The organism is Bremerella sp. P1 (genome assembly GCF_028748185.1).
Taxonomy (GTDB): domain Bacteria; phylum Planctomycetota; class Planctomycetia; order Pirellulales; family Pirellulaceae; genus Bremerella.
Genome location: NZ_CP118164.1, coordinates 1751221 through 1775158, shown reverse-complemented (window position 1 = coordinate 1775158; position 23938 = coordinate 1751221). Strand labels below are relative to the sequence as shown.

At 49.8% G+C, this 23938-nt stretch carries 16 protein-coding genes; 10 read left to right on the top strand and 6 right to left on the bottom strand.

From position 1 onward, the window contains the following. Window positions 1-463 precede the first annotated feature (463 nt). On the top strand, window positions 464-1048 hold the full coding sequence (locus PSR63_RS07340; protein WP_274332030.1) for a 3-keto-disaccharide hydrolase: 585 nt from the start codon (window positions 464-466) through the stop codon (window positions 1046-1048). Window positions 1049-1374: 326 nt separating this feature from the next. Here PSR63_RS07340 and PSR63_RS07335 read toward each other — a convergent pair whose 3' ends face one another. The 5 genes from PSR63_RS07335 to PSR63_RS07315 form a co-directional block, all read right to left on the bottom strand. Continuing rightward, window positions 1375-2970: a DUF1552 domain-containing protein gene (locus PSR63_RS07335; protein ID WP_274332029.1), complete on the bottom strand. Its 1596-nt coding sequence runs from the start codon at window positions 2968-2970 to the stop codon at window positions 1375-1377. Further along, window positions 2954-4957 carry a DUF1592 domain-containing protein gene (locus PSR63_RS07330; protein WP_274332028.1) on the bottom strand — a complete coding sequence of 668 codons (2004 nt, stop codon included), beginning with the start codon at window positions 4955-4957 and terminating at the stop codon, window positions 2954-2956. The genes PSR63_RS07335 and PSR63_RS07330 overlap by 17 nt, the downstream gene beginning before the upstream one ends. Before the next feature lie 325 nt (window positions 4958-5282). Further along, a complete protein-coding gene (locus PSR63_RS07325) occupies window positions 5283-7640 on the bottom strand; it encodes a sulfatase-like hydrolase/transferase (RefSeq protein ID WP_274332026.1) in 2358 nt (785 codons plus the stop codon). Window positions 7641-7773: 133 nt separating this feature from the next. After that, window positions 7774-9432, bottom strand: coding sequence for a LamG domain-containing protein (locus tag PSR63_RS07320; RefSeq protein WP_274332024.1), 1659 nt, complete (start codon window positions 9430-9432; stop codon window positions 7774-7776). A gap of 12 nt (window positions 9433-9444) precedes the next feature. Further along, a complete protein-coding gene (locus PSR63_RS07315; protein WP_274332023.1) occupies window positions 9445-9978 on the bottom strand; it encodes a sigma-70 family RNA polymerase sigma factor in 534 nt (177 codons plus the stop codon). A 268-nt stretch (window positions 9979-10246) separates the two neighbouring features. Between PSR63_RS07315 and PSR63_RS07310 the strand changes: the two genes are divergently transcribed. The 4 genes from PSR63_RS07310 (at window position 10247) to PSR63_RS07295 (ending at window position 14148) form a co-directional block, all read left to right on the top strand. Further along, window positions 10247-11791: a sulfatase-like hydrolase/transferase gene (locus tag PSR63_RS07310; protein WP_338000666.1), complete on the top strand. Its 1545-nt coding sequence runs from the start codon at window positions 10247-10249 to the stop codon at window positions 11789-11791. Window positions 11792-12196: 405 nt separating this feature from the next. Next, window positions 12197-12847 carry a hypothetical protein gene (locus PSR63_RS07305; protein ID WP_274332022.1) on the top strand — a complete coding sequence of 217 codons (651 nt, stop codon included), beginning with the start codon at window positions 12197-12199 and terminating at the stop codon, window positions 12845-12847. Window positions 12848-13007: 160 nt separating this feature from the next. After that, complete coding sequence (locus PSR63_RS07300; RefSeq protein ID WP_274332021.1) at window positions 13008-13652, top strand: RNA polymerase sigma factor; 645 nt, start codon at window positions 13008-13010, stop codon at window positions 13650-13652. Continuing rightward, complete coding sequence (locus PSR63_RS07295) at window positions 13639-14148, top strand: hypothetical protein (RefSeq protein ID WP_274332019.1); 510 nt, start codon at window positions 13639-13641, stop codon at window positions 14146-14148. The genes PSR63_RS07300 and PSR63_RS07295 overlap by 14 nt, the downstream gene beginning before the upstream one ends. Window positions 14149-14802: 654 nt before the next feature. Here the strand turns inward: PSR63_RS07295 and PSR63_RS07290 are convergent. Then, a complete protein-coding gene (locus PSR63_RS07290; RefSeq protein WP_274332018.1) occupies window positions 14803-15909 on the bottom strand; it encodes a D-TA family PLP-dependent enzyme in 1107 nt (368 codons plus the stop codon). A gap of 525 nt (window positions 15910-16434) precedes the next feature. Here PSR63_RS07290 and PSR63_RS07285 point away from each other — a divergent pair. The 5 genes from PSR63_RS07285 to PSR63_RS07265 all read left to right on the top strand — a co-directional run bounded on the left by PSR63_RS07285 (window position 16435) and on the right by PSR63_RS07265 (window position 23369). Next, window positions 16435-17316, top strand: coding sequence for a MurR/RpiR family transcriptional regulator (locus PSR63_RS07285; protein WP_274332017.1), 882 nt, complete (start codon window positions 16435-16437; stop codon window positions 17314-17316). 3 nt (window positions 17317-17319) lie between these two features. Beyond that, a complete protein-coding gene (locus PSR63_RS07280; RefSeq protein ID WP_274332015.1) occupies window positions 17320-18774 on the top strand; it encodes an N-acyl-D-amino-acid deacylase family protein in 1455 nt (484 codons plus the stop codon). Between the two features lie 30 nt (window positions 18775-18804). After that, window positions 18805-19197, top strand: a complete 393-nt coding sequence (locus tag PSR63_RS07275) for a RidA family protein (RefSeq protein WP_274332013.1) — start codon at window positions 18805-18807, stop codon at window positions 19195-19197. Then, window positions 19194-20645, top strand: coding sequence for a sodium:solute symporter family protein (locus tag PSR63_RS07270; protein ID WP_274332011.1), 1452 nt, complete (start codon window positions 19194-19196; stop codon window positions 20643-20645). Before PSR63_RS07275 ends, PSR63_RS07270 begins: the two co-directional genes overlap by 4 nt. A 729-nt stretch (window positions 20646-21374) precedes the next feature. Beyond that, on the top strand, window positions 21375-23369 hold the full coding sequence (locus PSR63_RS07265; protein WP_274332009.1) for a heparin lyase I family protein: 1995 nt from the start codon (window positions 21375-21377) through the stop codon (window positions 23367-23369). Window positions 23370-23938 lie beyond the last annotated feature (569 nt).

The following is a 23938-nucleotide window of genomic DNA, read 5'->3' as shown; positions in this document are numbered from 1 at the left end:
CAGAATGGTGAAAAAGTCATGCGCGATGATAGAGAAGAGCGGTCTTACAATTAGCCTGAACGCACTTCCTTTCGCAGGCGTACCCAAAGTAACGTCATGTGAGTCGAATCTCACCACAAGTCGTTGGAAGGCCGGGCGTGGTCCTTGCCAAAGGCCAATAAAAAACTACCTATTGAGTAATCTCCCAAACGCGAGCAGAAGTGTCGCAGTTCGATTCAATAAGTTCTAAATCGGTGAAATTGTGACACATTTCCTTCAGGTGTGGAGATTCGTTAAATGAGCTTTGCTCAACCCATGTCACTATTGATATGAACTGGCAGCTAACTCTACCACGATGATTTTTCGTAACGAGTCGTGCATATAGGACAATACATTGAAAGCCCCGCAATTCTTCAGATTCGTAGTATGGATGGCTGTGTTAGGCGCGCCTTGGCAATTCCCAATAGTCGTAAATGCGGGTGACTTGGCGAGCGATAGCGATCAATTCACACCGCTCTTCAATGGCAAGGATTTAGCTGGCTGGTCGGGCGCCGTCGACGAGTACGTAGTTCTTGATGGTACGTTGCGCTGCAAGCCAGGTAAGTCGGGAACACTTTACAGCCGTGAAGTGTTTGGGAACTTCGTCGTTCGGATGGAATTCAAGCTTCCTCCAGGCGGTAACAACGGAGTTGCAATTCGCTATCCCGGTTCGGGCCTTCCTTCGTCCGCGGGAATGTGTGAGATCCAGATTCTTGACAATCAACATCCCAAGTACGCCGAGATTGACGCACGGCAAGTTCATGGCTCGGCCTATGGCATGATCGCTGCCAAGACAGGCTTCCTACGTCCGGTGGGGCAGTGGAACTTTCAGGAAATTACTGTCACGGGATCACGCATTAAAGTAGAGCTCAACGGCACGGTGATCCTTGATGGCGATCTCTCACAGGTAAAGGAGTTTATGAACGACAAGGAGCACCCAGGTAAGGACCGCCGAGAAGGGCATTTGGGGCTTGCCGGTCATAGGGATCCTGTCGCATTCCGGAATATCGTCATCAAGCGTTTGCCATGAAAAGTGGTGGAAAGTTCAATCGAGTCACTTGAGTGGCCGTATCTATCTCGAACATCTGTAGACGATAACGGAATGCCAATCAGACCACGGCCTCTTTGTGTCCACTTATCATACGATGGTCTTTTCGTAATTGACTATGCCTCCAAGCCAGCTTGGTAGGCCAGGGACTTGGGCTCGTAGTCATGTGAAATCTACACGCTGGCTTCGATTGCTCTCTTGCAAGAACCTTCGACGAGCAGTCGTCATCACAGGCGCCCTGCACTATTCGGGTGCCATGTCAAAGTACTTATACAGCTAGACAATCGAAACCGGCTTAAACAGCCGGTTTACTTGGGTCTGTTCTCACGTCCATTGATCGTAAGGGGATCCAGTGTACTTAGAGAAGTGATCACGATTCTATGTCCCTCCTTGCGGCCTGTTCCCCTTAGTCGCACAGGACTACCGCAATAGAAGGGCATCTGTAAATTCTGCATGTTCTTAAAAGTGACTTTGATCTCTACTGATGGCTGTCCTGAGATATCGAGAAAGTAAAGGTTCGCTTCCGCAAGGTTCTCTGAAAGCCTCAATCGACCTTGTGCCTCAATTTGGTCGTTCTTAATTCTCGACCAGCTATCAAAATGAGGTTCTGAGTACGAATCAAAGGAATTTCCATCAAGGCCACGAAGGCTAGGGTCCTGAATGACAGTCGTATCGCAATCGAAAAGTTGCAAAAGTGAGCGATGCAAACTTCTAGGGTTCTGATTTCGGTCGTGACGCAGATACCGGCCGGTCTTCAGTTTCCCACCACATTGCCCGGCTAGAACGGTAGGAATGCGCTGAGCTGTGTGCGAATCGCTGTGGCCCATTCCAGAACCGAATAAGACAACCGAGTGATCCAGCAAGGTGCCGTTGTGATCAGAAAAGGACTTCATGCGAGTTAGCAGATAGTCGAACTTTTCCATGTGCCACAAGCAAACTTTATACAAGTCCTCTAGATTCTCACGGCTGAAATTTCGGTAGAAATGGGAAAGATAATGATGCTGCTTTTTGACCCCTAGGAAGTCAAACACCATTCGACTGTTTGTGTTCCCCAGCATGTAGGACACACACCGGGTAGAATCTGTCCAGAGCGATAGGACAATGAGATCTAACATTGATTCGACCTGCTCGTTGATATCAGCTGGGATGGCAGGGCGTTCGAACTTTGCGAAATCAAATCGCGGAATCGGTTCTTTCGAAAGTTTTGTGATCCGTTTTTCCGTCTCTCTCAGGACTGTTAGGTAAGCCTCAAGTGTCTGTCGATCTTCTCGACCAACACGACGTTCCAGAGAGCGTGTTTGCTCTCCCACACGATCGAGCAAACTGACCATTTGCTGACGCTTCTTGGGATTGACCAAGGGATCGCGAAATAATCGATCAAAGATTAATTGCGGATCGCTATCACGAGGCAAAGGGCTACCGGATTTGTCGTAAGAAATATAGCTACATTCGATGCGTTCATTAAAAAGGCCTTCAGTTGTCAATTCCAAAGACTTCTGGCGTGTCTGCGTACCTATTCTATCGGCTATTATTTGATCAATTGACCGATTGTCTGCCGACGTACTTCCCCCGCTGCGGTACCTCCCCGACAAGAAACGTTGAGCGGAAGCTTGATGGGATGAAAACCCGCTGTCTCCGATGCTATCAAGCAGAATTAAATCATCACGATGTTTCGAAAATGGCATCATCATAGGCGCCATCTTGAAATCAAACTCCGCTCCTCCTGCGATGTTCCAGGAAGGAGGGTGAACTCCATTGGGCTTGAATAGGGCAACAAATCGCTGAGGTGGCTTACCCTGAGGTCCCGGATCTGCCGACGCCTCCATCGCGTTGAGAAATGGAAGTGGAATAAGAGCACCGGCAGCACTCTTAAGAAATGTTCGACGCTTAATCGGAGTGAACATTGGTCGTATCTCCTGGTTCTAACGGGAAGCAAGCTTGTTTGAAAGGAAGGCTTGTGGCTACGCCGTGGATTAAATCACGCCATGTCGCGTTGGGGTCTGAGAGATTACTTGTCAGACGATCGATCGTCGGTTGATCGTGCAATTCGACTGGACGGCATAAAGCGTAGCTTGTCATTTGGCATACGATGTTTCGGACAATCCGCTCTCGGTATGACCCAGTCAAGATGTTTTTAAGTTCATCAAAACTGCGAAACTGCTCACCGGATGGTAATCGTCCCGAAGAGTCGAGTTCCTCAGGTGAGGGCAAAAGCGATGAGGCGTTTGCTGGTCTTCTTCGTCTTTGCTGTGTTTCGTAATCGTCTGCCAGAAAATAGGCACCTTCTTCGTCATATGCCTGGAGTGCGAAACCAAGAGCATCGATCCGGTTATGACACACCGCACAAGTCGAATTAGATCGATGCTCGGCAAACTTCTCGCGGAATGACCGCTTATCCCCTAGCTTCTGCTTCACCGGCTCGACATTTGGAGGCGGTTCGCCCAGGTGATCACCGACAATGCGTTCTAGCATCCATACTCCGCGCATGATTGGCCCTCGATTCATAGCGAGAACGCCTGGCATGGTCAGTAGGCCCCCACGCCCCGGCGTATTCTCGAGACGTATCTTCTGAAGGGGAAGAGTTTCTTTCTCGATACCCTCAGCTGATCGATACTTTTCCAGTTGATCCATGTCCTTGGCATAGTAATTTCGCAAATGGAAATTGACGAAAGTTGTCTCTGAATCGATCAATTCCATTAGTGGTCGATCATCTGATATGAGCGAGTTGATGAAGTCGTAAGGTTGGTCTTGCAACGCGTTAGCGATATAAGGCCGCTTGTCGGACTTATAAATTTCACCAATTTTGAGCCACTGCTTTGCGAAATCTTCAGTTAAACTCCTCGCCTTTGGGGAATCGAGCATCCGATCGATTTGTTTTTGGTATACATCTTCTTTTAAGAGTTCTTGGGAGCGAGCTACTTCAAGCAACTCCTCGTCGGGCATATCAGCCCAAAGGAAGTAGCTCAGTCGCTCGGCAAGCTCAAAAGGATCAACTGGTACGATTTTCCCAGGGACAGGTTCAACCAAGACTCCGCGATATAGAAACTGAGGCGAGTTAAGAATCGTTTGCATTTCGGTGGCAACTGCATCTATCAGGTCGTCGCCTGTCTTGCCTTGGGTAGAAGAGAGAAAGTCTGTAACGACATCTTCTGGAATATCCCTCCGCCAAGCGCGAACTAGGAACTCACGCAGTAACTGTTGGGCTTGATGGGGCGTCATTCCATCGTCACCAATTGGGCCTGTGAAAGTCTCAAGTTGTTCCCTGCGTTTGGGCGACTTTAACAGTTGGTAGACGGCGAGGTCTGCAATGTACACGTAACGATCCCAGGCAACGCTAGTCATTCTGTGCCCCCGCGTATCGTTAGTAAAACCACTGGCGCCTGGTGGGTCTGGCGGCATAAGCTTAAGAATGAGTGATTTCTCAGAGAGTGACTCATGCGTCTTAATAAATGCTTCTTCAAGTTCAAATCCGAAGAGCGAACGCATGGTATTGCGATATTCTTGCGCGGAGAGCTTTCGGATTCGGAAGTGACCTGGTCGCTCAGTTACTTGTGATAGCTGGGCCTTTAAAAGGGAGAGAAAGGTGTCCCTGTCTTTATCATTCAGTTGCGCTTCGTCTTCGGGAGGCATCCTCCTTTCTTCCACCGCCTCCATAGCTGCCTGCAATGTCTCCAGGTTATCTGTCGACGTGCTCATGAAGTGGTCTAAATTGATTTCGCCATTTGCTTCTTCGGATCCATGACATCGCACACAGTACTGATTGAAATATGGCTGCAAGTGAATTTCGTTGGCCTTGAGACGGCAAGAAAGCCCATCGATGAGAAGGTTTGCGATCAAGAACACCAAAATCCAATAGGAGGTCTCATTGGCTCGTGATATTTGTCGTTGCATCTTGTTCGCTTTCAGTCCAGTGGTTGGATTTATATGTCCGCAATCTACAAACGGACAGGTTGTTAGGCACTTCCGGGGTCAAAGTCGAATGAACACCTTTTTCTGATAGAGCGATCTTGCGAACAGTACCGGAATAGTCACCGCGACAACCGCTACGAGTAGATTTCCGATTCCTAGAAAAAACGAGTCGATCGTGTCCTTTACGTTCCTGGCATAGATCTTCAGATGACAATTGTCACTAGTCAGTGACTTGGCGATAGCGGTGCGATGCTCCTGGAGTTCCGGGTGGACCCGTCCCAGCGAGGAGTGGGGCTTAATGGGGTGGCTATCGTTCTGTGGATTCAGTGGCGGTGGATGGAATTGGTTGAAGGCTGAGTAAGTTTGCGCGTTTGCTTCCAACAGAAATATCAGTGAAGTAGACTGTGTGACCAACTGCTTGAGTGGAGTCGGTGACTGGCTGAGCGTGTTTCCAGGATGGGTGATAGATTCCGAATTTCATGTAGGGTGTATAGTCGACGCCGATCGTGCCGTAGACATTAGGCCCCGTCAGTTCCAATATTTTCAGTTCATCTTTCCATGCCTCGATTACTCCGTCCTTCTCGGGCGACCAATCAATATGGAATATCCACCGCGTCCACTTTCCTTTATTGACATCGCCAAGACATTCGGACTCGCGAGTTGGCTTTGTCTGGGGCGACCCGAAACTACGTCGGAGATACCACTGATCTCCTTTAACGCTTAACGCCACATTGGGGTAGGTGGCTTTCCAGTTTCCGGGGATTGCATGCCACTGCATTACAATGTCATCTCCGCCCCCGAGGTCTTGTTCCCAGTCTGAGGGAATAAAAATACTTGCGGCGTACCACCGCTCCTGAAACCCTTTCTCGTGAGGAAGGGACAACTCGCTACGAAACGCTCCGTTTGCAAAGGGGACCGTGAACTTGGCTGCCTTAATGTAGCGGTCTATTAAAGGGGCATCAACAATCTCCAAGCGTTCAGGCAAGGCCTCGGCGATGGAATAGTGGTCGTCTTCCGAGATGGATAGATCTTTGAAGTCTAGAGATGAGAAGTCCGTGTGAAACAGGAGCGGCGAACAGTGATCATAGACCAGATCCGCGTAGAATCGACGTACTCGGCTCTTGAGTCGCTGGAATTCGTGTTGTTCAGCTTTGGGTAAGGCTTCGACTGGAATCTCACGTTCAAGCTGTTTGATCACCTTTTCATATTTGATGTCGCCTGCCAGATTGGTTAACTCGTGGGGGTCTTTCTCCAGGTCGTACAATTCATGATGACCATCTGCATAGCGAATAAGTCGCCATCGCCTATCCCGAATCGAAATGTTTCCTAAATTGAAAGAGGTATAAGCAACTCGATCAGAGTTGCGATCGGGCCGATGCAAAAGGGGAACAAGGCTTTCACCATCGAGTTCTTGTGAGGGCTTCAAATCACACAGTTCTAACAGTGTTGGGTAGATGTCGAGCAGGCTAACTGGAACTGCACAGCGTGAACCAGGCTTGGCGAACCTCTCGGAAAGTCGTTTCGGGGGAATAATGATTAAGGGGACTCGAGTTGATCGCTCCCAGCCGGTCCACTTACCCCAGTGTTGCTTCTCGCCCAGGTGCCAGCCATGGTCGCTCCAAACGACAATCAACGTATTGTCGCCAAATTCCCCGGCATCGAGCGCATCGACAAGACGTCCGATCTGGGCATCCACAAACGTCGTGCTTGCCAGGTAGGCTTTCACCGCGGCATGCCATTGGTCGTGTTTGATTACTGTATCATGCTTGCCTGCAGTGACAGGTTCGAGTGCCCAGCGTTTCGCCGTACTACTAAGATCGTCTAAGTCATTGCGCCTGACAACTGGCAACTTGACTGGGGCATCATTAAAGCGCTCGAAGTATTTGGCCGGAGCAAAAAGTGGTATGTGTGGTCGATAGTAACCAACGCCCATGAAGAAGGGGGGACCTTGTTTCTGAACACTTGAGCTGAGTTGCTCAATAGCCCAGCTTGTTATCTGCGCATCGCCCATCGCAGAATCTGGAACGTCAAACGGACCCCAGTCAAATGATTCACCCTCGGTTGAATCAGGATTACGATCCGAGGGCATACCATTGAGTGGTAGTACAATTTGTTGTTCACCAAACTGGACAAGATGTCTTGGCTGCTTCGTTCCTTTGGACGGAAGCTCATGTTTTGTATAGCGTGCTTGCTCTCTTGTAAGCGGGCTCCAACGCTGTTCTGTGGCAAATGAGTGCTCGAATAGTCGCTTGTTGGCGGAATCTCCCGAGTGCATCAGTTTCCCAGTCCCAAAAGTCGCATAACCCGCCTCGCGAAATGAATCTGGTAGAACCGGGATGTTTTTATGTAAGTCAAATAATTTAGGACTCTTGTTCGACCATACCTGGGTTCGCCATGGCATTTGGCCTGTGAAGACAGCCGCTCGTGAGGGATTACATGCCGGCGAAACGCAGTGGGCATTTGTGAAAACGATGCCGCGAGCCGCAAGTCGGTCCATGTTCGGCGTCAGTGCCTGGGGATGTCCTCCTAGGAAGCCAACCCAATCGTTCAAGTCGTCAATTGCGATGAACAATACGTTGGGGCGCTGTTCTCCCGCGGCTGCAAGCGTGGCGGTAGTCGGCAGAAGGATTAAGTAGGCCAAAAGTATCAGGCAGGGAAACTTCATGAGTGAAATCGCGTGGTGGAAGTATCAGGGGCGAGTAAGCAAGCTTCGGCTTGAAACGATTCATGGTGGGGGAAAAATTCACGCAAGCTGGTCGACCTGTAGGTGACGCAGGTGGCGTCCTCTGTAGGGCCGCCTATTGATCGGGATTGCCTGCATTGAATGCGGATAAGATCTCTTCTGAAGTGAGCGGTCGTGAGAAGACCGCAATTTCATCGATCAGGCCGTTCAGGCTACGGATATTTAGGTCACCTGACTTGGGTGTCCTCCAATTTCCTATTTCCGCATCGCCGATCCGCAAGACTGTGGTGTCCCTTATCTGGGAAGTTCTGGTGAGCACGCCATTACGATAAAAGTCGATTACTCCTCTCTTGTGGTCATAGACCGTGGCAAGCTGTACCCAGTGACCGAGATGACTCGGTTTAACAACCACCGGGCCGTTATAATTTCCGCCTCCCTGGACGCCCAATTGAAGCTTTCCCTCGTGAGTGATCTGCCAGTGCGGTTCACCTTTGTCCCATCCGTCGGTCAGCAGGAGGGAGTTATACCAACGATCGGCTCCTTCGATACGAAGCCAGACAACCATGCTCAATGAGTCAAATTCTCCCGGAACATTGACTCGCACCCGATCACTGATTCGCTTGAATTCCAGGCCGTACTTTCCCGCAAAACGACCCTGTCTCCATTGGCATCCGATGATGGCGCCATCCTCCGACTCGGAAGCTCCATTGATAGCACTGAGTAGCCTGCGATTGTCCTGATTTGCTTGCTGGAAGTCATAATACAGGACGACATCGGGATCGTTTGCCCATTGATCTCGTTGCTTAAGCCATCGCTGAAATCGATGATCTCGTCGCTCCCTGTCTAATTCCCTGAGCTTTTCAATTCCGACGAACGAATCGCTTTCCGCTCCTCGGGTAGTCAGTACTCCGTCCGCATCATAGCTTACGGCCTCACCAACTTTCAGTTTGCGTTTCTCCTTACCATCACGCGTTCGTAGCGAAACGTCACCTTCAAGGACATGGATCTCACCATTTCCTGATTTTTCCACGCGCATTGCAAACTCGGTGCCTAGATCAACGGCATCAAGTGAGTTGTGGGCGATGGTGAAGCCGCGGGCCTGCATGGGAACATCCGCCCGTACTTTTCCGAACAGCAGTCGACATCGTAAGGCAGACTCAATGACAAACTCGGCCGGACCTTCGACAACAACGGTGGCACCACTGAAAAATTCCAACTGAATCAGGCCTTCGTTCAGTCGAATTCTCTTCGGGCGAAGGCTCGCATCAATATGCAAAGGTGACTGTCCCTCGGCCCATTGCACATCGACTGCTCGGGTAAGAGTGGCAACGGCATCAGCGTCGAGCGTTGGAAATAAAGACGCCCCATCTTCGGAATCACTGTTTTCAGCTACATCAACAGGGCTCGAGGAATTCTTGGCGCCTGTGCCGTCAAACATCTGTGGCAATGTCAAGATCAGGAGAATGCTAACTGCGATAGCCAACGAAACCACGGACCACATCGGCAGGTAGAAACGCGATCTCGTTTGCTGTGTTTCTGTGCCTTCACCAGGCAGCACCGATTGACCACGAAGGATCGACTCAGCCGCCGACTCTCGAAGATGTTCTACTAACAACGAGTCATCAATGAGACGCTTGGCAGCGTATTCTCGCAGACTCGCGTTACTTGCGAGCAGTTCATTGAAGTGATGTGTTTCTTCGGGGGTTGCAGTGCCTTCACTGACTTTTAAGAGCCAGTGATCCAGTTGTTCGATAAGTTGATGTTGTTCATTCATACCAGTACGCTCTCACGCTTCGGGCATCGCTTTGGTTTTGTTTTCAACACACTCGCTCAGCAATCTCCGAATGCGCACTAAAACGCTCTTTACTCCGTCCAGTGAACGGCCTGTTGCGGCGGAAAGCTGTTTTGTGGATTGGCTACGAACGTACTTGAGATTTAGCAGTTCACGACTTTCCATGGGTAACTGTTGTAAGCAATGGCGGAGTGCGATTTGTCGTTGTGGAATCGATTCCGCAGCCACCTCGGCGACATCAATAAGCAACTCAGCGACATCCTCACGAAAAGCAAGTCGGTCACGTTTTCGATCGCGAATGAATGTCAGCACCTCGATTCGCGCGATTCCAGAGGCCCAGGCAAGAAAGGGGCGCGTCGGGTCGAACTCGGAAGCCTTCTTCCAAATCACCAGATTCGTCGCTTGGAGAACATCTTCGCAATCTGCATGATTTCCTAGCGAAGCCATGATGATTGCCCGCAGTGAAGACTGGCTCCCGGTGAGTTGCTGGATGAATACATCAGAGGGGGGAGACGGCGTAGCTGTCATGATATTTCATCAAGATAGGGGGATTGGCCTCAATAATTCCGCTGCCTACTTAACATCTCCTCGAGAGGCTAAAAAGTGTCGCTAAATGCGACACTTTTCGATGAGTCTTGGAGAAATTCTAATAGCACCAACGCTGTCGGGACAAATAGGAGGGTATGAAACGTACTTTTCGCTGTTACTTGATGGGGGTGTTGTTTCGATGTTGGGTGCAATCCCGCCAATGGTGGTAATTGCAAAGTGCTTTTTTTGAACTATCGAGGCCCACTGAATGCCGAGAATTGCTTTTGACTTGTCCTCGCGCAAGAGATGTTTGCATTCGCAATTGACTTTGCCGGCATTGATGCTGATTGTTGTGTTTTTGTCTGGATCTCGCTCATGGGCGAAGGAACGTCCAAATATTCTTTATGTATTCACGGACGATCAGAGTACACGAACCGTCAGCTGTTACCCTGAATCTCGTCCTTGGGTACGGACACCAAACATCGACGCATTGGCCAGGGAAGGGGTGAGGTTTGAATCGGTTTACATGGCAACGTTCTGCGTGCCTTCAAGAATCAGCCAGCTAACGGGAAATCTTCCCCACTCCGCTCGGGGGAACTTTGGAGGCATCGCCCTGCAAGGAGATGATCTGAATCGAGAGATACGTCACCATCCTTTTTGGGTTCAACGTCTTCGGGAGTCCGGTTATCACACAGCGATGATCGGAAAATGGCACATCTACTCGCGTATGCCGGCCGTTGGCATTGACTGGGACTATGCGGTCTACTGGCACAAGAGAATGGTGAACGCTTACTACTACGACCAAAAGGTAAGCATCAACGGCAATGATCCGATAGAGCTGAACGGCTACAGCGTTGATCGGTATACGGATTTTGCCATCAACTATATCGAAGAGCGAGCTGAGAGCGATCAACCGTGGTACCTCTGGCTTTGCTATTCGAGTCCGCACTCGCCGCAAACACCGGCTAAGAGGCATCAGGGGTTTTTTAGCGGCGTTTCTGGTATCGAATTGCCCCGCAGCTTTGCGGTTCCGCGCGAAGGTAAGCCAAACTACGTGCGCAAGCTGCCATCACCGAAAACAAGTACGGTTCAAGAATTGATCCTGCGTTATAACGAGTGCATCTTATCTATTGATGAAAGCGTAGGGCGTCTGGAAAAGGCTCTCCAGGAAACGGGGCAGCTGGAAGACACGGTTTTCATCTTCGCATCGGATCAGGGGCTAGGCATGGGGCATCACGGTCACGTCAAGAAAAAGAACGCACCCTATGACGACACTTTAGCGTCTCCATTGATCTTTCGCTTTCCTCGTCGGTTCCCGGCCGGGGAGGTTTGTGGGATACCTGTTGGTGGAACGGATATCGTCCAGACGCTCCATGCGTTGGGTGGTATCCAAGCACTTCCAAGCATGGATGGTGAAAGTCTTTTACCAGTGTTGGAAGACCCAGATGCCGAGTTGAAACGAGACGTTCTGCTGTTAACCAACACGCGTACTCACTTCGCAGAAGATATTCCCAGGGGAGTCGTGAGAAGAAACCGTGAAGCGAGCACGAACGATCAAATGCCCATGTGGGTGATGATTCGCAGTGGCCACTATAAGTATGCAACCTACACTGGCGATGAGGCATTCGAAGAGATCTACAACCTGGCAGAAGATCCAGAGGAGTTGCGCAATTTGGCGTTGCTACCGGAGTATGAACCGTTGCTGAATGAGCTGCGGATGAAAGCGGCAAAGGAATTGAGTGGTACACAATCGGGATTTGACAATGGTCACTTCATTGACTTTCTGCCGTGTCTGAAAGACGTCAGTCGGTAATTACTGATCTTGAGGCCGAACGCATAAGGCCGCTGAAGCTTACAGCGATGTGACTGTGAAATCGTGAATCGCGGCAGAATCCGTGTGAGATGTAATCGCTTCAGCATACTTGGGAAACGATGGGCATATGGACGTATAGCGGCAGTGTGTGCTTGAGTCTGTCACGGCAAGTGTTGAGTCATTCACGAGAAACTGTTAGAGAATACCTATGTGATAATTTTTGTTTGTAATGCGTAAGTCTTCAGGTGTTTCATGCTCATCAAAGGTAACGACTTAAGCGATTGTTTAGGTTCAATTCTTTCAATGTGAGCTTTTTTCGCGCGAAAAATGCTCGAACAGCTCGTTAAGTACATGTCCATCGGTCAATTGTTGATCGACTGAAATTGATTTCTTCAAAGGAGAAGTATGATGCGAGTCTTGTTTTATTTGTCACTAGTGTTGATGTGTGCTCCGACTTGTCATGTCTGGGGCATGGATGGTACGCAAGGCGAAAAAGATAATCAAGCAACTGGTGAGGTAATTGATCAGGAACAGGCAATTTCACTTCAATTTACTGGGGGCACGCTGGCTAAATATCTTGAATACTTGCGAATTGGATTCCCAGAAAGCAAAGTCATAAATTCCATTGCGTTAACGGAAGACGCTCAATATGTCGAAATGCCTGAAATTCAGTTGAGAACAACGGATGTCGGTGCCTTCGAGCTAATCCGGCTAGTAACGCCAGTTGAGATTAAACACGGGTTAGATTCTGATGTGATCACGATTCACTCTCCATCATCGCCAGCTAAGACGGTAGAGGTCGTCAACATAAAACCAATTCTCTTGGCAGGGGAATCGGCGATGATGAGTTTATTGGAATCGATCGAAATGGGTATCCAGCTACGAGATTCCAATACTCCTCTGAATGTCAAGTTTCATGAAGGATCTGGTCTTCTCTTCTTAGAGGGGAGTGCTTCAGATATCAATCTTGCTAAGGAATGCGTTAAGCAAATGTCGGCGTCTGTTGAATCGGAGCATGTTCATCTGCTTGAACAAAGCCATTCGGAAGATTCCTAGTTCTTGAAACAGGGTGATGGACGACAGGCTAGGATTGTCCTGGAGCATCAGACTATATACGAGTGACAAGTTGGCCCGGGGAGATCTGTCGTCTTCTTGCCTAGTGGTAGAGTGAAGCATTCTTCGCAGTGTCTAAACTCGCTAGATGTAGAGAGTGCAGATGCCCTTGGTAGGTGTAGTAGCATTGACAAAATTAGCAGCTGCCACAAAAGAGAATCATAGTTGTCCTCATTCGTCTGGTTCTACGAATGAGGACAACCTGGACTGGACGCTCATCACCTCGCGACTGGCCGAAGGTGATGAGCGTTCCTTCCGTATATTTTATGATCTTGTCTTTGAACCGATGCTTCAGACAATCAAGCAGCGGTCTGGAAGGGATGATGCTACATCACTTGATATCCTGCAAACGGCCATGATCAAAGTTCTCGGTTCGATTAGGCCGCTAAATAATAGGTCGGCGGTTTTAGCCTGGTCCAGGACCGTTGCTAAAACAGTTACCTACGATTACCTGCGAAAGCAGGCTCGTAGTCGGGAGGTGTTCATGGATTTGTTGGATATTTCACGGGAAGGAGATCTTCGACAGTGCGAGGATGACTGGGAACGCCTCCAATGGATCGAAGAAGAATTGCAAGAACTCCCTGAAGAACTGCGTCAAATTGTGTCATTTCGCTATCGGATGGGTTGGTCTCTAGCACGTATTGGCGAAAGGCTTGGCTTGGCAACGGGTGCAGTGGACGGTCGCATTCGGCGAGCAATTAAACGACTTAGGATAAGAGCAAACAGAGCATTTCATGACAACTTCTAAAAGCGATGGTCCACGATTGTCCGAGGATGTAAACAGGCGGAAAGTTGAGATCGAAGCGCAGCTTTTGGATGCCATGCCCATTATCGTACAGCGAAGACGCTATAAGAGGAGGGTAAGAAACCTTGCGATCGTGATGTGTTTCATATTTGCTGGAACTGCAATGCTTCCCAACTCTTTCCGGTTTCAAAGGGAGGTGGCTAAGTTGCGTCCTTCAGAATTGACGGGTGAAACAGTAAGACGAAAGGGCAAGTCAGAGCAACAGGGGGACGCCACTGCTCATATTGTTAATTCAGAAAAAGTAATTCGCAAAACGCAGCTCATTTTCCAGCGAATAGGTGACCAGGAGTTGTTGGGTGAGCTGACCAATCTTGGCGTTCACTATTCCATAGGCCTAGTAGATCATGAGCCTGTGCTCTTCACCCAAGAGCGGAATAATCCATCCAAGGTGGCACTCATTCACCTTGATGTTTCAGCCGAGTCAACATCCTCCCAATGACTTTTCTGCTAGGGGATTGCGTTCCTTTGCGCCTGTAAGCTGCGAATGAATAGGTGTCGTTACTCTCGCCGTAGTGGGGTCTAGTGAGCAATCCGGGGGCGATACGTTCCTCTCTCGCGCGAAATCGCCATGGCCGATGCCAAGGTAATGTTCTTGTCCATAGGAAACTCCACCAATAATGGCCTTCCATCAATTGGGGTGACAAACGCTGAAGACAGATTCCATTTGAATTCAATACAAGGGCACGATGGAGCTGTGGTCGGGCCGCATATGATTTTCATCTTAACCGAGTGGACTGATAAATAGGATGGCAAGATCATCAGAAAGGAGACGATCCCTGCTCGGTAGAACGTACGATACGAGCTTACGTTTGTCGTTGACGAAGAAAGGGGCAACAAAAGTCAGCATTAGCATAGCTTCCCAGGCGAAGGGAAGACCACGACGGAAAAATCAAGTGTTTCGCACCGGATAGGTAGATCATCAGAGCGATCCTTGCCTCGTTTTGCCACTTATTGCATGTAAAGCTCGCTGGGTACCTCTTTCAGTTGCACCGGAAGCAGACACCTCTCATTGCACCGCAGCTTCTTTTCACTTCGATCCATTACATCTGTACGGTTAAGCAGGGATGGTGTTCGCGAAAAATGGTTTGCGATCCTATCTATCTCTTGCGGTTACGCGCCATCGCTTCTGTGTCGCGATGCTGTTCTTTACTAGATGCGCGTGCGCATGCAGTGCGATGGTTGGACAAATATGAAATGGAAAGCCGAGCAATACGTCACCAACTGCAATTTCTGATGACTGTGACACATCGAGCAATAGGTGTTCCTCACTTTGTGAAATCGCTTTTGCATTGGGCAATGCTGGAAAGAACACGCGACTTTCCAGTGGGCGTTCCGCGGCAACTGCCTTGTGTCCTAAATCAAGACAAAGTCTGTTGACTCCGGGCTTGCTGATCACTCGCGTGATTAAAGCCGCTGCAATCCTAAATGGCAGGTCCTCAAACGCCTGGCTATAACCGATATCCCACAACAAAGTAGTACCTGGGCTGCATTCCCAAGTCTCATGGGACGCCCAGGCCGCGAACGTAGGTGAACCGCCCCCAACGACCTTCGTATCACCGAAAGTTCTAATGTGCTGTTCGATCAAGTCGGCTATTCTCTGCCATCCTTGCTTACGCTCTGGTAGCGACGAATAACTCAGATGCCCGTCATAAACATGGAGCCCAGCGAACGTAACTCCACGAGTGCTCTCTATCGCCTCGCGTAGCAGTTGCAAGGGCGCACCAAATGGAATCCCTGTGCGGCCCATGCCACAATCGACGTCGATGTACAGAGGAAATGGCTCGGGCGCGGAACCGAGGTGGGCAGCGAGCGACTGAACTACAGCTATGTCATCAACAACAGCGGAGAATTTAGTGCTGGTATAACGTGAGCGTATGTTCGCTAATCGATCAATTTTTGGGCCGACAGGCTGATGTGCAACCAGTACATCGATAGCACCGAATTCGGCAGCCATTTCTGCCTCAGCCAGTGTTGCTGCCTTGAACTTATTTATGCCTAGTTCCACTTGTATCTTAATGACTTCGCCCATCTTGTGCGTCTTGACGTGAGGTCTAAGTCGCTCAACATGTGCCTGGCCACCGACAATTGAAATCATACGATCGATGTTTGCGCGAACGATTGTATCATCGACAAGCAGACCAGGAGACGGAATTTCTTCGAGTCCCTTAAGCGCGGTCCAGCTTGAAAACATATCAGTCATGCAAACGCTTCCTGGTGAGCTAGTTCGTGTCGATACTGCTTGGCGAAGCCTTTGTAGTGACTCGTATCGCGAAAGCAGTTCATTCAAAATCCCACTCTTGCATCAAGGCATGGTACTTTATAACATGTCTTGGTGTCTTGTGAATTGGAGAGGTGTTTTTGCCTTTGATTTTCGATGTTATTTTGTAACATAGCGGGTGTTTGGGTGGCGTTCGGTTTGCTGGCATTCCTGTCATGGTAGTTGCGAGGATAGGAGGGAGTTGTGGTTGAAAAGCCAAGACTCCGACATTTAGGACACATCGGAATCAGTGGAAACTTTTCGACTCTCTTCTACTACCTACACTTTCGGTCTTCGTGCTGAACCTCCATAGAACGGCCGCTGAAGAAAAGTTAGATATGTGACAAACGACGTAACTAGCAGCACTATTACGGGGATTAAAGACCCTGCCTTAAAGATTGTTCGTGCAGCCTCGGCAGATCTGCCGCGATGTTTCGCTGCTGTATTTTTTGAGCGATAAGAATGGGAGTGGAGTCAATCAAACGCCCACTAGATATTGTTTCTAAGATAAAGGCGGTCCAACACGAACTTAGGGATTCGGAGAGGAAGGTTGCGCACGTAATCTTGGGCGATCTCGGGTTTGCTGGAAAAGCCAGTATCAATGAGTTGGCCGCGCGTGCGGGGGTCAGTGAGGCCTCGATTTCTCGCTTTGCGAAACGGGTGGGCTGTAAGAATGTTCGCGAACTTAAGACCGCCTTGGTTAGCAGTTTTGCGATCGGCGAACGCTTTATCGAGGGGTTCAACGACTCATCCGACGATACAGCAATAGGGCAAGTTGCCCATGGAATCTTCCAGGCTGTAAAGGTTGTTAGAGATCAAACGTGTGCTGAAACCGTGAAGTCTGTAGCTCAAGCTATCGACACATGTCGGCGTTTGGTCGTGTTTGGTGGTGGCGGTGGGGGAACCGTAGCGTCTGCCGATGTGGAGTATCGGTTGTTTCGTCTCGGAATCGACGTGCGTGTTTTTCATGACACCACAATGCAGCGGATGATTGCCTCAACACTTAACGAAAACGACGTAGTCTTAATTGTTTCCACGACTGGTGAAATCCCTGAAATCAATGAAAACGCATTGGTCGCGAAGCAGTACGGCGCTACGCTGGTGAGCATCACAAGGGGCGACTCCTCACTAGCCAGAGAGAGTGACCTGCATTTGCATGTCCACATTGATGAGCCGGAGGGTATCTTCCGTCCGACTGCTTCCCGGTATGCGATTCTCGCAGTTATTGATGCGATTGCCTTGACTTTGGCAAATCTACGCACCGAAGTCAGTCGGGAACTAATTCGTCGCATCAAATACAATCTGGACGATCATCGTGGCACTGATAAGCGGTTCCCCGTAGGTGACTGACCAATGGCGAATGCTACTTTTGATCTTTTGCTAACTGGTGGGATGATTGTCGATGGTGCCAATTCACCCTCATTCGAAGGTGATGTCGGTATTCTGGGCGATCGCATAGCAGCCGTTGGTGATCTCCGAAATGCGGTAGCGAAGCTGGTGATCAATGTGGCGGGCAAAGTGGTTTGTCCAGGCTTTATCGATGTCCATACGCACGATGATATTGTCGTCCTTGTGAAGCCGGACTGCTTTCCCAAGGTGAGCCAGGGCGTTACCACCGTGATCGTGGGTAACTGTGGAATCAGCGCTGCACCTCTTCAACTCGCGAAGGATCCGCCCGAGCCCTTAAATCTGCTAGGTGAAAAAAGCGATTTCGTCTTCGAATCATTTCGACAGTATGCCGAAATGGTCGAGGCAGCGCGGCCAGCAGTCAATACTGCTGCGTTGGTTGGTCATACTTCGTTAAGAGTCAAGCATGTCGGGGAATTATCGCGCACGGCGACAACACGTGAAACGGCGTCCATGCAAAAAGAATTAGAAAAGGCAATGGCGGAGGGCTCTATTGGTTTGAGTACGGGCCTAGCTTATAAGAATGCCTTCGCTGCGACGACAGACGAAGTAAGTCAACTCGCTCGCGTTGCTGCCAAGTATGGGGGAATCTATGCGACGCATATGCGAGATGAGTTCGATGGAATTCTCGAGGCCTTAGAAGAGTCTATAACGATTGGTTCAGAAGCCAAGTTGCCGATTGTTATTTCCCACCTGAAGTGCGCAGGTCCAAAGAATTGGGGTAGAAGCGGCGAAGTTTTGGCCGCGATCGAATCGAGTCATTACCACGACCACCTCTATATGGATTGCTATCCCTACAACGCAGGATCGAGCAATCTCGATTTGAATCAGGTTGACGAGCAAGTCGATATCTTAATTACACGGTCAGATCCGCATCCGGAGCAAGTACAGAAGCTACTGGCGCAAATTGCCCAAGAATGGGGAGTATCCCAGCGGGAAGCTGCCCAGAGGCTCATGCCTGCCGGTGCCGTCTATTTCTCCATCGACGAACAAGACATGCGGGCCATTCTTGGTCACGAAAAAGTAATGATTGGATCGGATGGGTTGCCATGTGACCCTCATCCTCATCCGCGGCTCTTTGGTACGTTCCCGCGTGTACTGGGCAAATACTCGCGCGAGGAAGCTCTCTTTCCACTTCGCGGAGCGATTCACAAGATGACAGGGCTGCCTGCTTCGATATTCAACTTGCGTGACCGGGGAGAGCTTAAGTCAGGTTACTTTGCCGATATTGTCGTGTTTGATCCTATTGAGATTCGTGACGTAGCAACTTTTGAATCGCCGAATCAGAAGTCAATCGGGATTGAATATGTCCTAGTTAATGGGGTGATCACCTTTCGACATGGACACACGACGGGAGAACGTGCCGGACGCTACATTCGAAACTCTTCTTCGACCAATTGACTCTCTCTCTAGCTATGAAAGAAACAGATTATGAGCATTACTCGTTATGGCACCGAGAAGAAGATCGGTGCAGGAGGCCAAGTATTGCCCTTTGCCCGTGCCGTTGAAGCAGATGGATGGCTATTTGTTTCTGGCCAAGTCGCCATGGAAAACGGTGAGATTATCGAGGGGGGGATCATCCCTCAAACCCACAAAGCAATCGAGAATATGCTCGCGATTGTTAGCGAAGCCGGCTATGGCAAGCAAGATATTGTGCGCTGCGGTGTGTGGTTAGATGATCCCCGAGATTTCTGGTCATTCAATAAAGTCTACGCTGAGTATTTCGGAGGAACGCATGCTCCGGCTCGTGCGTGTGTTCAGGCCATGATGATGGTCGACTGCAAAATTGAAATCGACTGTATCTGTTACCGAAGGTCATCATGAGTCCGACACTATTCCTTTCTGTTTTCCTGCTCTACATCTTGGGGATGATTGGGCTGAGCGTCTGGATTTCACGCCGGCAGAATTCAGGCGAAGACTTTCTGCTGGGAAATCGTTCGATTCCCCTAATTCTTGTTTTGGGTTCGACGGTTGCGACCATGGTCGGAACAGGATCAAGCATAGGAGCAGTTGGGCAAGGATATGCCAACGGCTGGCGTGGTGCTATGTTCGGAGTTGGCGGTGGGCTGGGAATGTTATTGCTGGGAAAGTTGTTTGCTGATGTTCGCAAGTACAACTTCATGACTATGTCGGAAGAGCTCTCGTTCTATTACGGAGCGAATCGTTGGATAAAAGGGCTAGTCGCCATTTCTATGCTGCTGGCATCGATTGGTTGGCTGGGGGCTCATATCCTGGGAGGTAGTTATTATCTGGAATACGTGGGAAAAATTGACCCCGTGGTAGCCAAGGCCATTCTTGCCCTTGGGTTCGGGACCTACGTTATCATCGGGGGCTACGTGGCCGTTGTCTGGACAGACACGATTCAGGCGATCATTCTGTTCATCGGATTTATTGCCATGGTTGTGTTCGCGGTTTACCAAGTTGGTGGGCCAGCTAATGTCAGTAACTTGACCAATGGTAGCCTTGACTTCCTGCGTGGCGAACAGCTGTTGCCATCGATATCACTGGCTGTTGCAATTCTGGTTGGAATTCTGGGAACGCCTTCCTATCGACAAAGAATTTACTCGGCGGATGGCCCGGAAACGGTAAGAAAAAGCTTCTATCTGAGCGGTGTCCTGTATCTAATGTTCTGCTTTCTTCCCGCGCTGATCGGAATATGCGTCTTTCAGATAAATCCGAATCTTGAGAACAATGACCACGCGTTTTTGCACATGGCGAACGACCTTATGCCAGCCACTATCGGCATGGTAGTTCTCATTGCTGGGCTCAGCGCAACGATGTCTTCAGCTAGTTCCGATGCCATTGCAGCGGTTGCGATCCTCTTTCGTGATGTCTACGAAATGTTTACCGGAAAGAGACCCGATAGTCGTCAAATGGTTCGTAATTCTCGCTGGGGGCTATTGGGGATCATGATTGTAGCGTTCGCAGTTACTTTGCCCGCGGAAGATATCATTCGATACATCAAAGACATGATTTCATTCGTCATGAGCGGCTTGGTGGTTTGCACTTTAATGGGCAAATACTGGCCTCGAGCCACATGGCAGGGAGGAATTGCGGCAATTCTGGGAGGGGGGGGGTGCACGGTGCTGTTTAAATATAGCGATTCGCTAGGAGCGTTTTGGGGGGGCCCTATTATCCCATCGCTGATTTGCGCTACCGTCGCCGGTGTCGCGGTAAGTCTCAGCACTCCCGCTCGAACGGTTACCGATGCTGAAGCATTGGAAATCCTCGCTACGGAAAGGCGCGAGATGGAAATGCATGACGAAACATGAACACTGGAAATCTATCGTTCGAAACTCTTGTTCCACAACCTCTGATCGAAAAGATTACCTGACGCTTATCGGTGAATTGTTCTGTGGGAACAATTGCCCGAGCCAAATTGCCATCTCGAAAAAGGTACAGTCGTCGCGACTAGAGGCTGTACATGGGCGTTAGCAACGCGTGGAGGGCAACGGTGTACGGTGTTGTCTTGTACAGAATTCTCTTGGCTTGGCTATCTATGACACGTGCCTCAACAAGGAATGCCCCTGGCATCTGATTCGGCATTCTTTGACTCAAGTTGCGAGGCAGATTTACTGTCCAAGGTATCGCCCGAAGGCATGATGATCTCCGAGGGAAGTAGTGAATATCTGATAGGGCAACGGCAGCATGCCTTTGGTTGGCTAAAACTTCGGTTGTTCTTTTGGAGCAGAACATTACTAGCCAGGGCTTGCCCCAGTCGTTTCCGCCGTCCTTCTATAAACGTCAGGAGATGAACTAATTTTCTGACGCTTATTTTGTGACACTTTTTGTTCGCAGTCGGAGAATAGAACTAAAGGATGTCTTACGTGGAGCATTGCTCCAGGGTGACGCATGACTTGGATCAACTCAAAACGGGAACGTCAGTCCTGCATGTCCTCTTCTTTGTATCTCTTTCATTCAAGAGTCCCCAGCGAAAATGGACTCTTGAACCGCGTTTCTCTCATCTCTATTCTCTGATCTCTTTCTTGGAGCAAAATTCGATGTTGTATCGTGTTTTTCTGGCACTCTCATGCTTGCATTGCCTGGTTACGGCAGTGGGTGCCCAAACCGTTACCCGCAATCAGGCGGCTATTCTCTATTCCACCGGGTTTGAGAATGGCACCCTGGTCGAGCCGATCCCCAATGGGGACCTCGACTATACGTCCTTCAATCTCTATGTCGATAATCGCTCAATCGGAGACGCTGGCGCCCCAGGTAATGAAAACCTGATGACGGGTTACAAGTACCGCATTTTGGTGACCGATACGATCTCGCGATCAGGACAATACAGCGTCAGTAGTTATGTTCCCCGTCAGGGAAGTTCCTACCGAAGTGAACTGGCCGAGACGCGGGATGTGGAGGTCTTGCCAATCGACGGTTTGGAACGCTGGATCGCCTTCAGCGTATACGTGCCGGCTAACTGGCAAGCGACCACCACCGAGACCCTTGTCGCCAGTTGGTTGGGAAATGGAGATATTGATCACCAAAAGGGCCCCATGGAGCTGATAACCCAAAATGGCTCCTTTCATATCAGCCATTCCTGGGACGATACGATCCCGGCCAGCAGTGCGGAAGGTTATCAGCTTCAGGCAGAAAACCGAAGCAACGCCGAACTGGTACCGGTCATTCCTGGCCAATGGAACGACTTTGTCCTCCATGTGAAATGGAACTACAACTCCGGTGGCGACGGATTCCTGGAGATTTGGCATAACGACATCTCCGTCTACTTCTACGAAGGTCCGCTCGGTTATAACTTCAGTACAGCTCCCTGGTTCGTCTTCGGCTGCAATCGAGAGCCCTGGAGTCATCCCCAATTCGAGGATGAGGTTCAACTGTACGACCAAAACGGAGAACCCAACGGCACAGCGATCGTGGATCCGCCAATCACGGAACTAGAGTTGCTCTTCGACGACTACAGCGTGGGAGACGAGACGGCCCTGTATCAAGATGTCGTGCCAGGCACTCCACGTCTGCCGTTCACCACCGCACCAAGGCGGAACAAGGCGGCGCTTAAATTCGTTCAAGACTGGGAAGACGGCACCTTCATCAATTACCAATACCCCTATACCAATCCAACGAATCCAGCATACAACGGGGACTACACGCACTTCGTCTTGAGCGCTTGGGGGAATGATGGTTTCGGCAACAACCTCGTTGACTCTGATGATCCATCCGGTGCTTACATTTACGGCTATAACGATGGCGTCACCGACTTCATCACGGCACCCTATCGTCAAATCCGTCGTAAAGGTAACTACGCAATGCGGACATATGTACCCCGCAACGAAGCCTACCCTTCGAACTATCGCAGCGAAGTCGTTCCCAAGATTTACTATGCCCCTAAAACCCCTGAGGGGATTGAACGCTGGATGGGGATCAGCATCTACGTGCCAGAGGACTTTCCCGACCCAGCGCCACGAATCAATAGCCTGAACTTTCAATGGCACGGTGGTGGAAACGGTGGTACCAACCTGCACTCAAGTCCATCGATGTGCATTCGCACGGACAAGGGACAGTTCGCGATTCAGCACACTTGGGACGACGTGGTCCCCGAAACATTAGAAGAGGGGATCGCCACAATGCGAGCCAATCGGTCGTACGCTTCCATGGTTCCCATGAAACGTGGCCAATGGCATGACTTTGTCTTGCACTGGAAGTGGAACTACAACCAGGATGGCGATGGTTTCCTCGAAATCTGGTGCAATGACGAGTCCGTTTATCGGTACGACGGTCCGCTAGGCTACAACTGCGTTCGTGAACCGAATATGCAATTCGGCATCTACAAGCCGGAATGGAAGAGCTCTGGCTACCTGGATCTGTACGACGCCTATGACGGAAGCGGCAACTATCTCGGCCGAGAAGTCATGGATCCACAAATGTCCAAACTCGAGTTCTACTACGACGAACTTCGGTTTGGATACGGGGATGCCCGCTACCAGGACGTCGTACCCGGTACGCCGCGACTTCCTTTGGAAGAGCAAACTCCGGTGAATTAGCAGAGCGATTTATTGGTCCATTCAACTTGCCCCGGCCAGATTGAGGTCGGGGACAAGTTTCATTTGTTTGATTGGATCGGCAATTCGGTAAGGCAAGTTGGCGAGATAGGATTCTTTAGCTCTCGCTTTCGATGGCGCAGTAATTGTTTCTCGGGGCAACCTTGGAATGCCTTTGGTTGGCTACAGCTTCGGTTGTTCTTTTGGAGCAGGGCATTGCTAGCCAGGGCTTGCCCCAGTCGTTTCCGCCGTCTTTCTATACGCGTCAGCAGACGGACTAATTTTCTGACGCTTATTTCATGACACTTTTTGTTCACATCCGGAGAATAGTACTAAAGCATGTGTTGTTTGGAGCATTGTTCCAGGGTGACGCATGACTTGGATCAACTCAAAACGGGAACGTAAGTCGTGTGTGTCGTCGGTCAATGTCCTGTGAAATACACAACGACATGTTGAAGTATTGTTGGGGAATATTGAGGAACTAATAAGGAGTAGATTAATGGCCTTGTATTAGATATCAGGTTTTCGGGATTCGCGCACGTCTCTGCGTGCATTTCCTGGTGTTTGTGTCT

What these genes read in the sequence shown, in the direction of transcription:
- PSR63_RS07320 (WP_274332024.1), bottom strand. Translation starts at nt 9,432, where the DNA reads ATGAATGAACAACATCAACTTATCGAACAACTGGATCACTGGCTCTTA.
- PSR63_RS07265 (WP_274332009.1), top strand. Translation starts at nt 21,375, where the DNA reads ATGTTGTATCGTGTTTTTCTGGCACTCTCATGCTTGCATTGCCTGGTT.
- PSR63_RS07305 (WP_274332022.1), top strand. Translation starts at nt 12,197, where the DNA reads ATGATGCGAGTCTTGTTTTATTTGTCACTAGTGTTGATGTGTGCTCCG.
- PSR63_RS07330 (WP_274332028.1), bottom strand. Translation starts at nt 4,957, where the DNA reads ATGCAACGACAAATATCACGAGCCAATGAGACCTCCTATTGGATTTTG.
- PSR63_RS07270 (WP_274332011.1), top strand. Translation starts at nt 19,194, where the DNA reads ATGAGTCCGACACTATTCCTTTCTGTTTTCCTGCTCTACATCTTGGGG.
- PSR63_RS07295 (WP_274332019.1), top strand. Translation starts at nt 13,639, where the DNA reads ATGACAACTTCTAAAAGCGATGGTCCACGATTGTCCGAGGATGTAAAC.
- PSR63_RS07325 (WP_274332026.1), bottom strand. Translation starts at nt 7,640, where the DNA reads ATGAAGTTTCCCTGCCTGATACTTTTGGCCTACTTAATCCTTCTGCCG.
- PSR63_RS07310 (WP_338000666.1), top strand. Translation starts at nt 10,247, where the DNA reads ATGCCGAGAATTGCTTTTGACTTGTCCTCGCGCAAGAGATGTTTGCAT.
- PSR63_RS07300 (WP_274332021.1), top strand. Translation starts at nt 13,008, where the DNA reads ATGCCCTTGGTAGGTGTAGTAGCATTGACAAAATTAGCAGCTGCCACA.
- PSR63_RS07275 (WP_274332013.1), top strand. Translation starts at nt 18,805, where the DNA reads ATGAGCATTACTCGTTATGGCACCGAGAAGAAGATCGGTGCAGGAGGC.
- PSR63_RS07335 (WP_274332029.1), bottom strand. Translation starts at nt 2,970, where the DNA reads ATGTTCACTCCGATTAAGCGTCGAACATTTCTTAAGAGTGCTGCCGGT.
- PSR63_RS07315 (WP_274332023.1), bottom strand. Translation starts at nt 9,978, where the DNA reads ATGACAGCTACGCCGTCTCCCCCCTCTGATGTATTCATCCAGCAACTC.
- PSR63_RS07290 (WP_274332018.1), bottom strand. Translation starts at nt 15,909, where the DNA reads ATGACTGATATGTTTTCAAGCTGGACCGCGCTTAAGGGACTCGAAGAA.
- PSR63_RS07280 (WP_274332015.1), top strand. Translation starts at nt 17,320, where the DNA reads ATGGCGAATGCTACTTTTGATCTTTTGCTAACTGGTGGGATGATTGTC.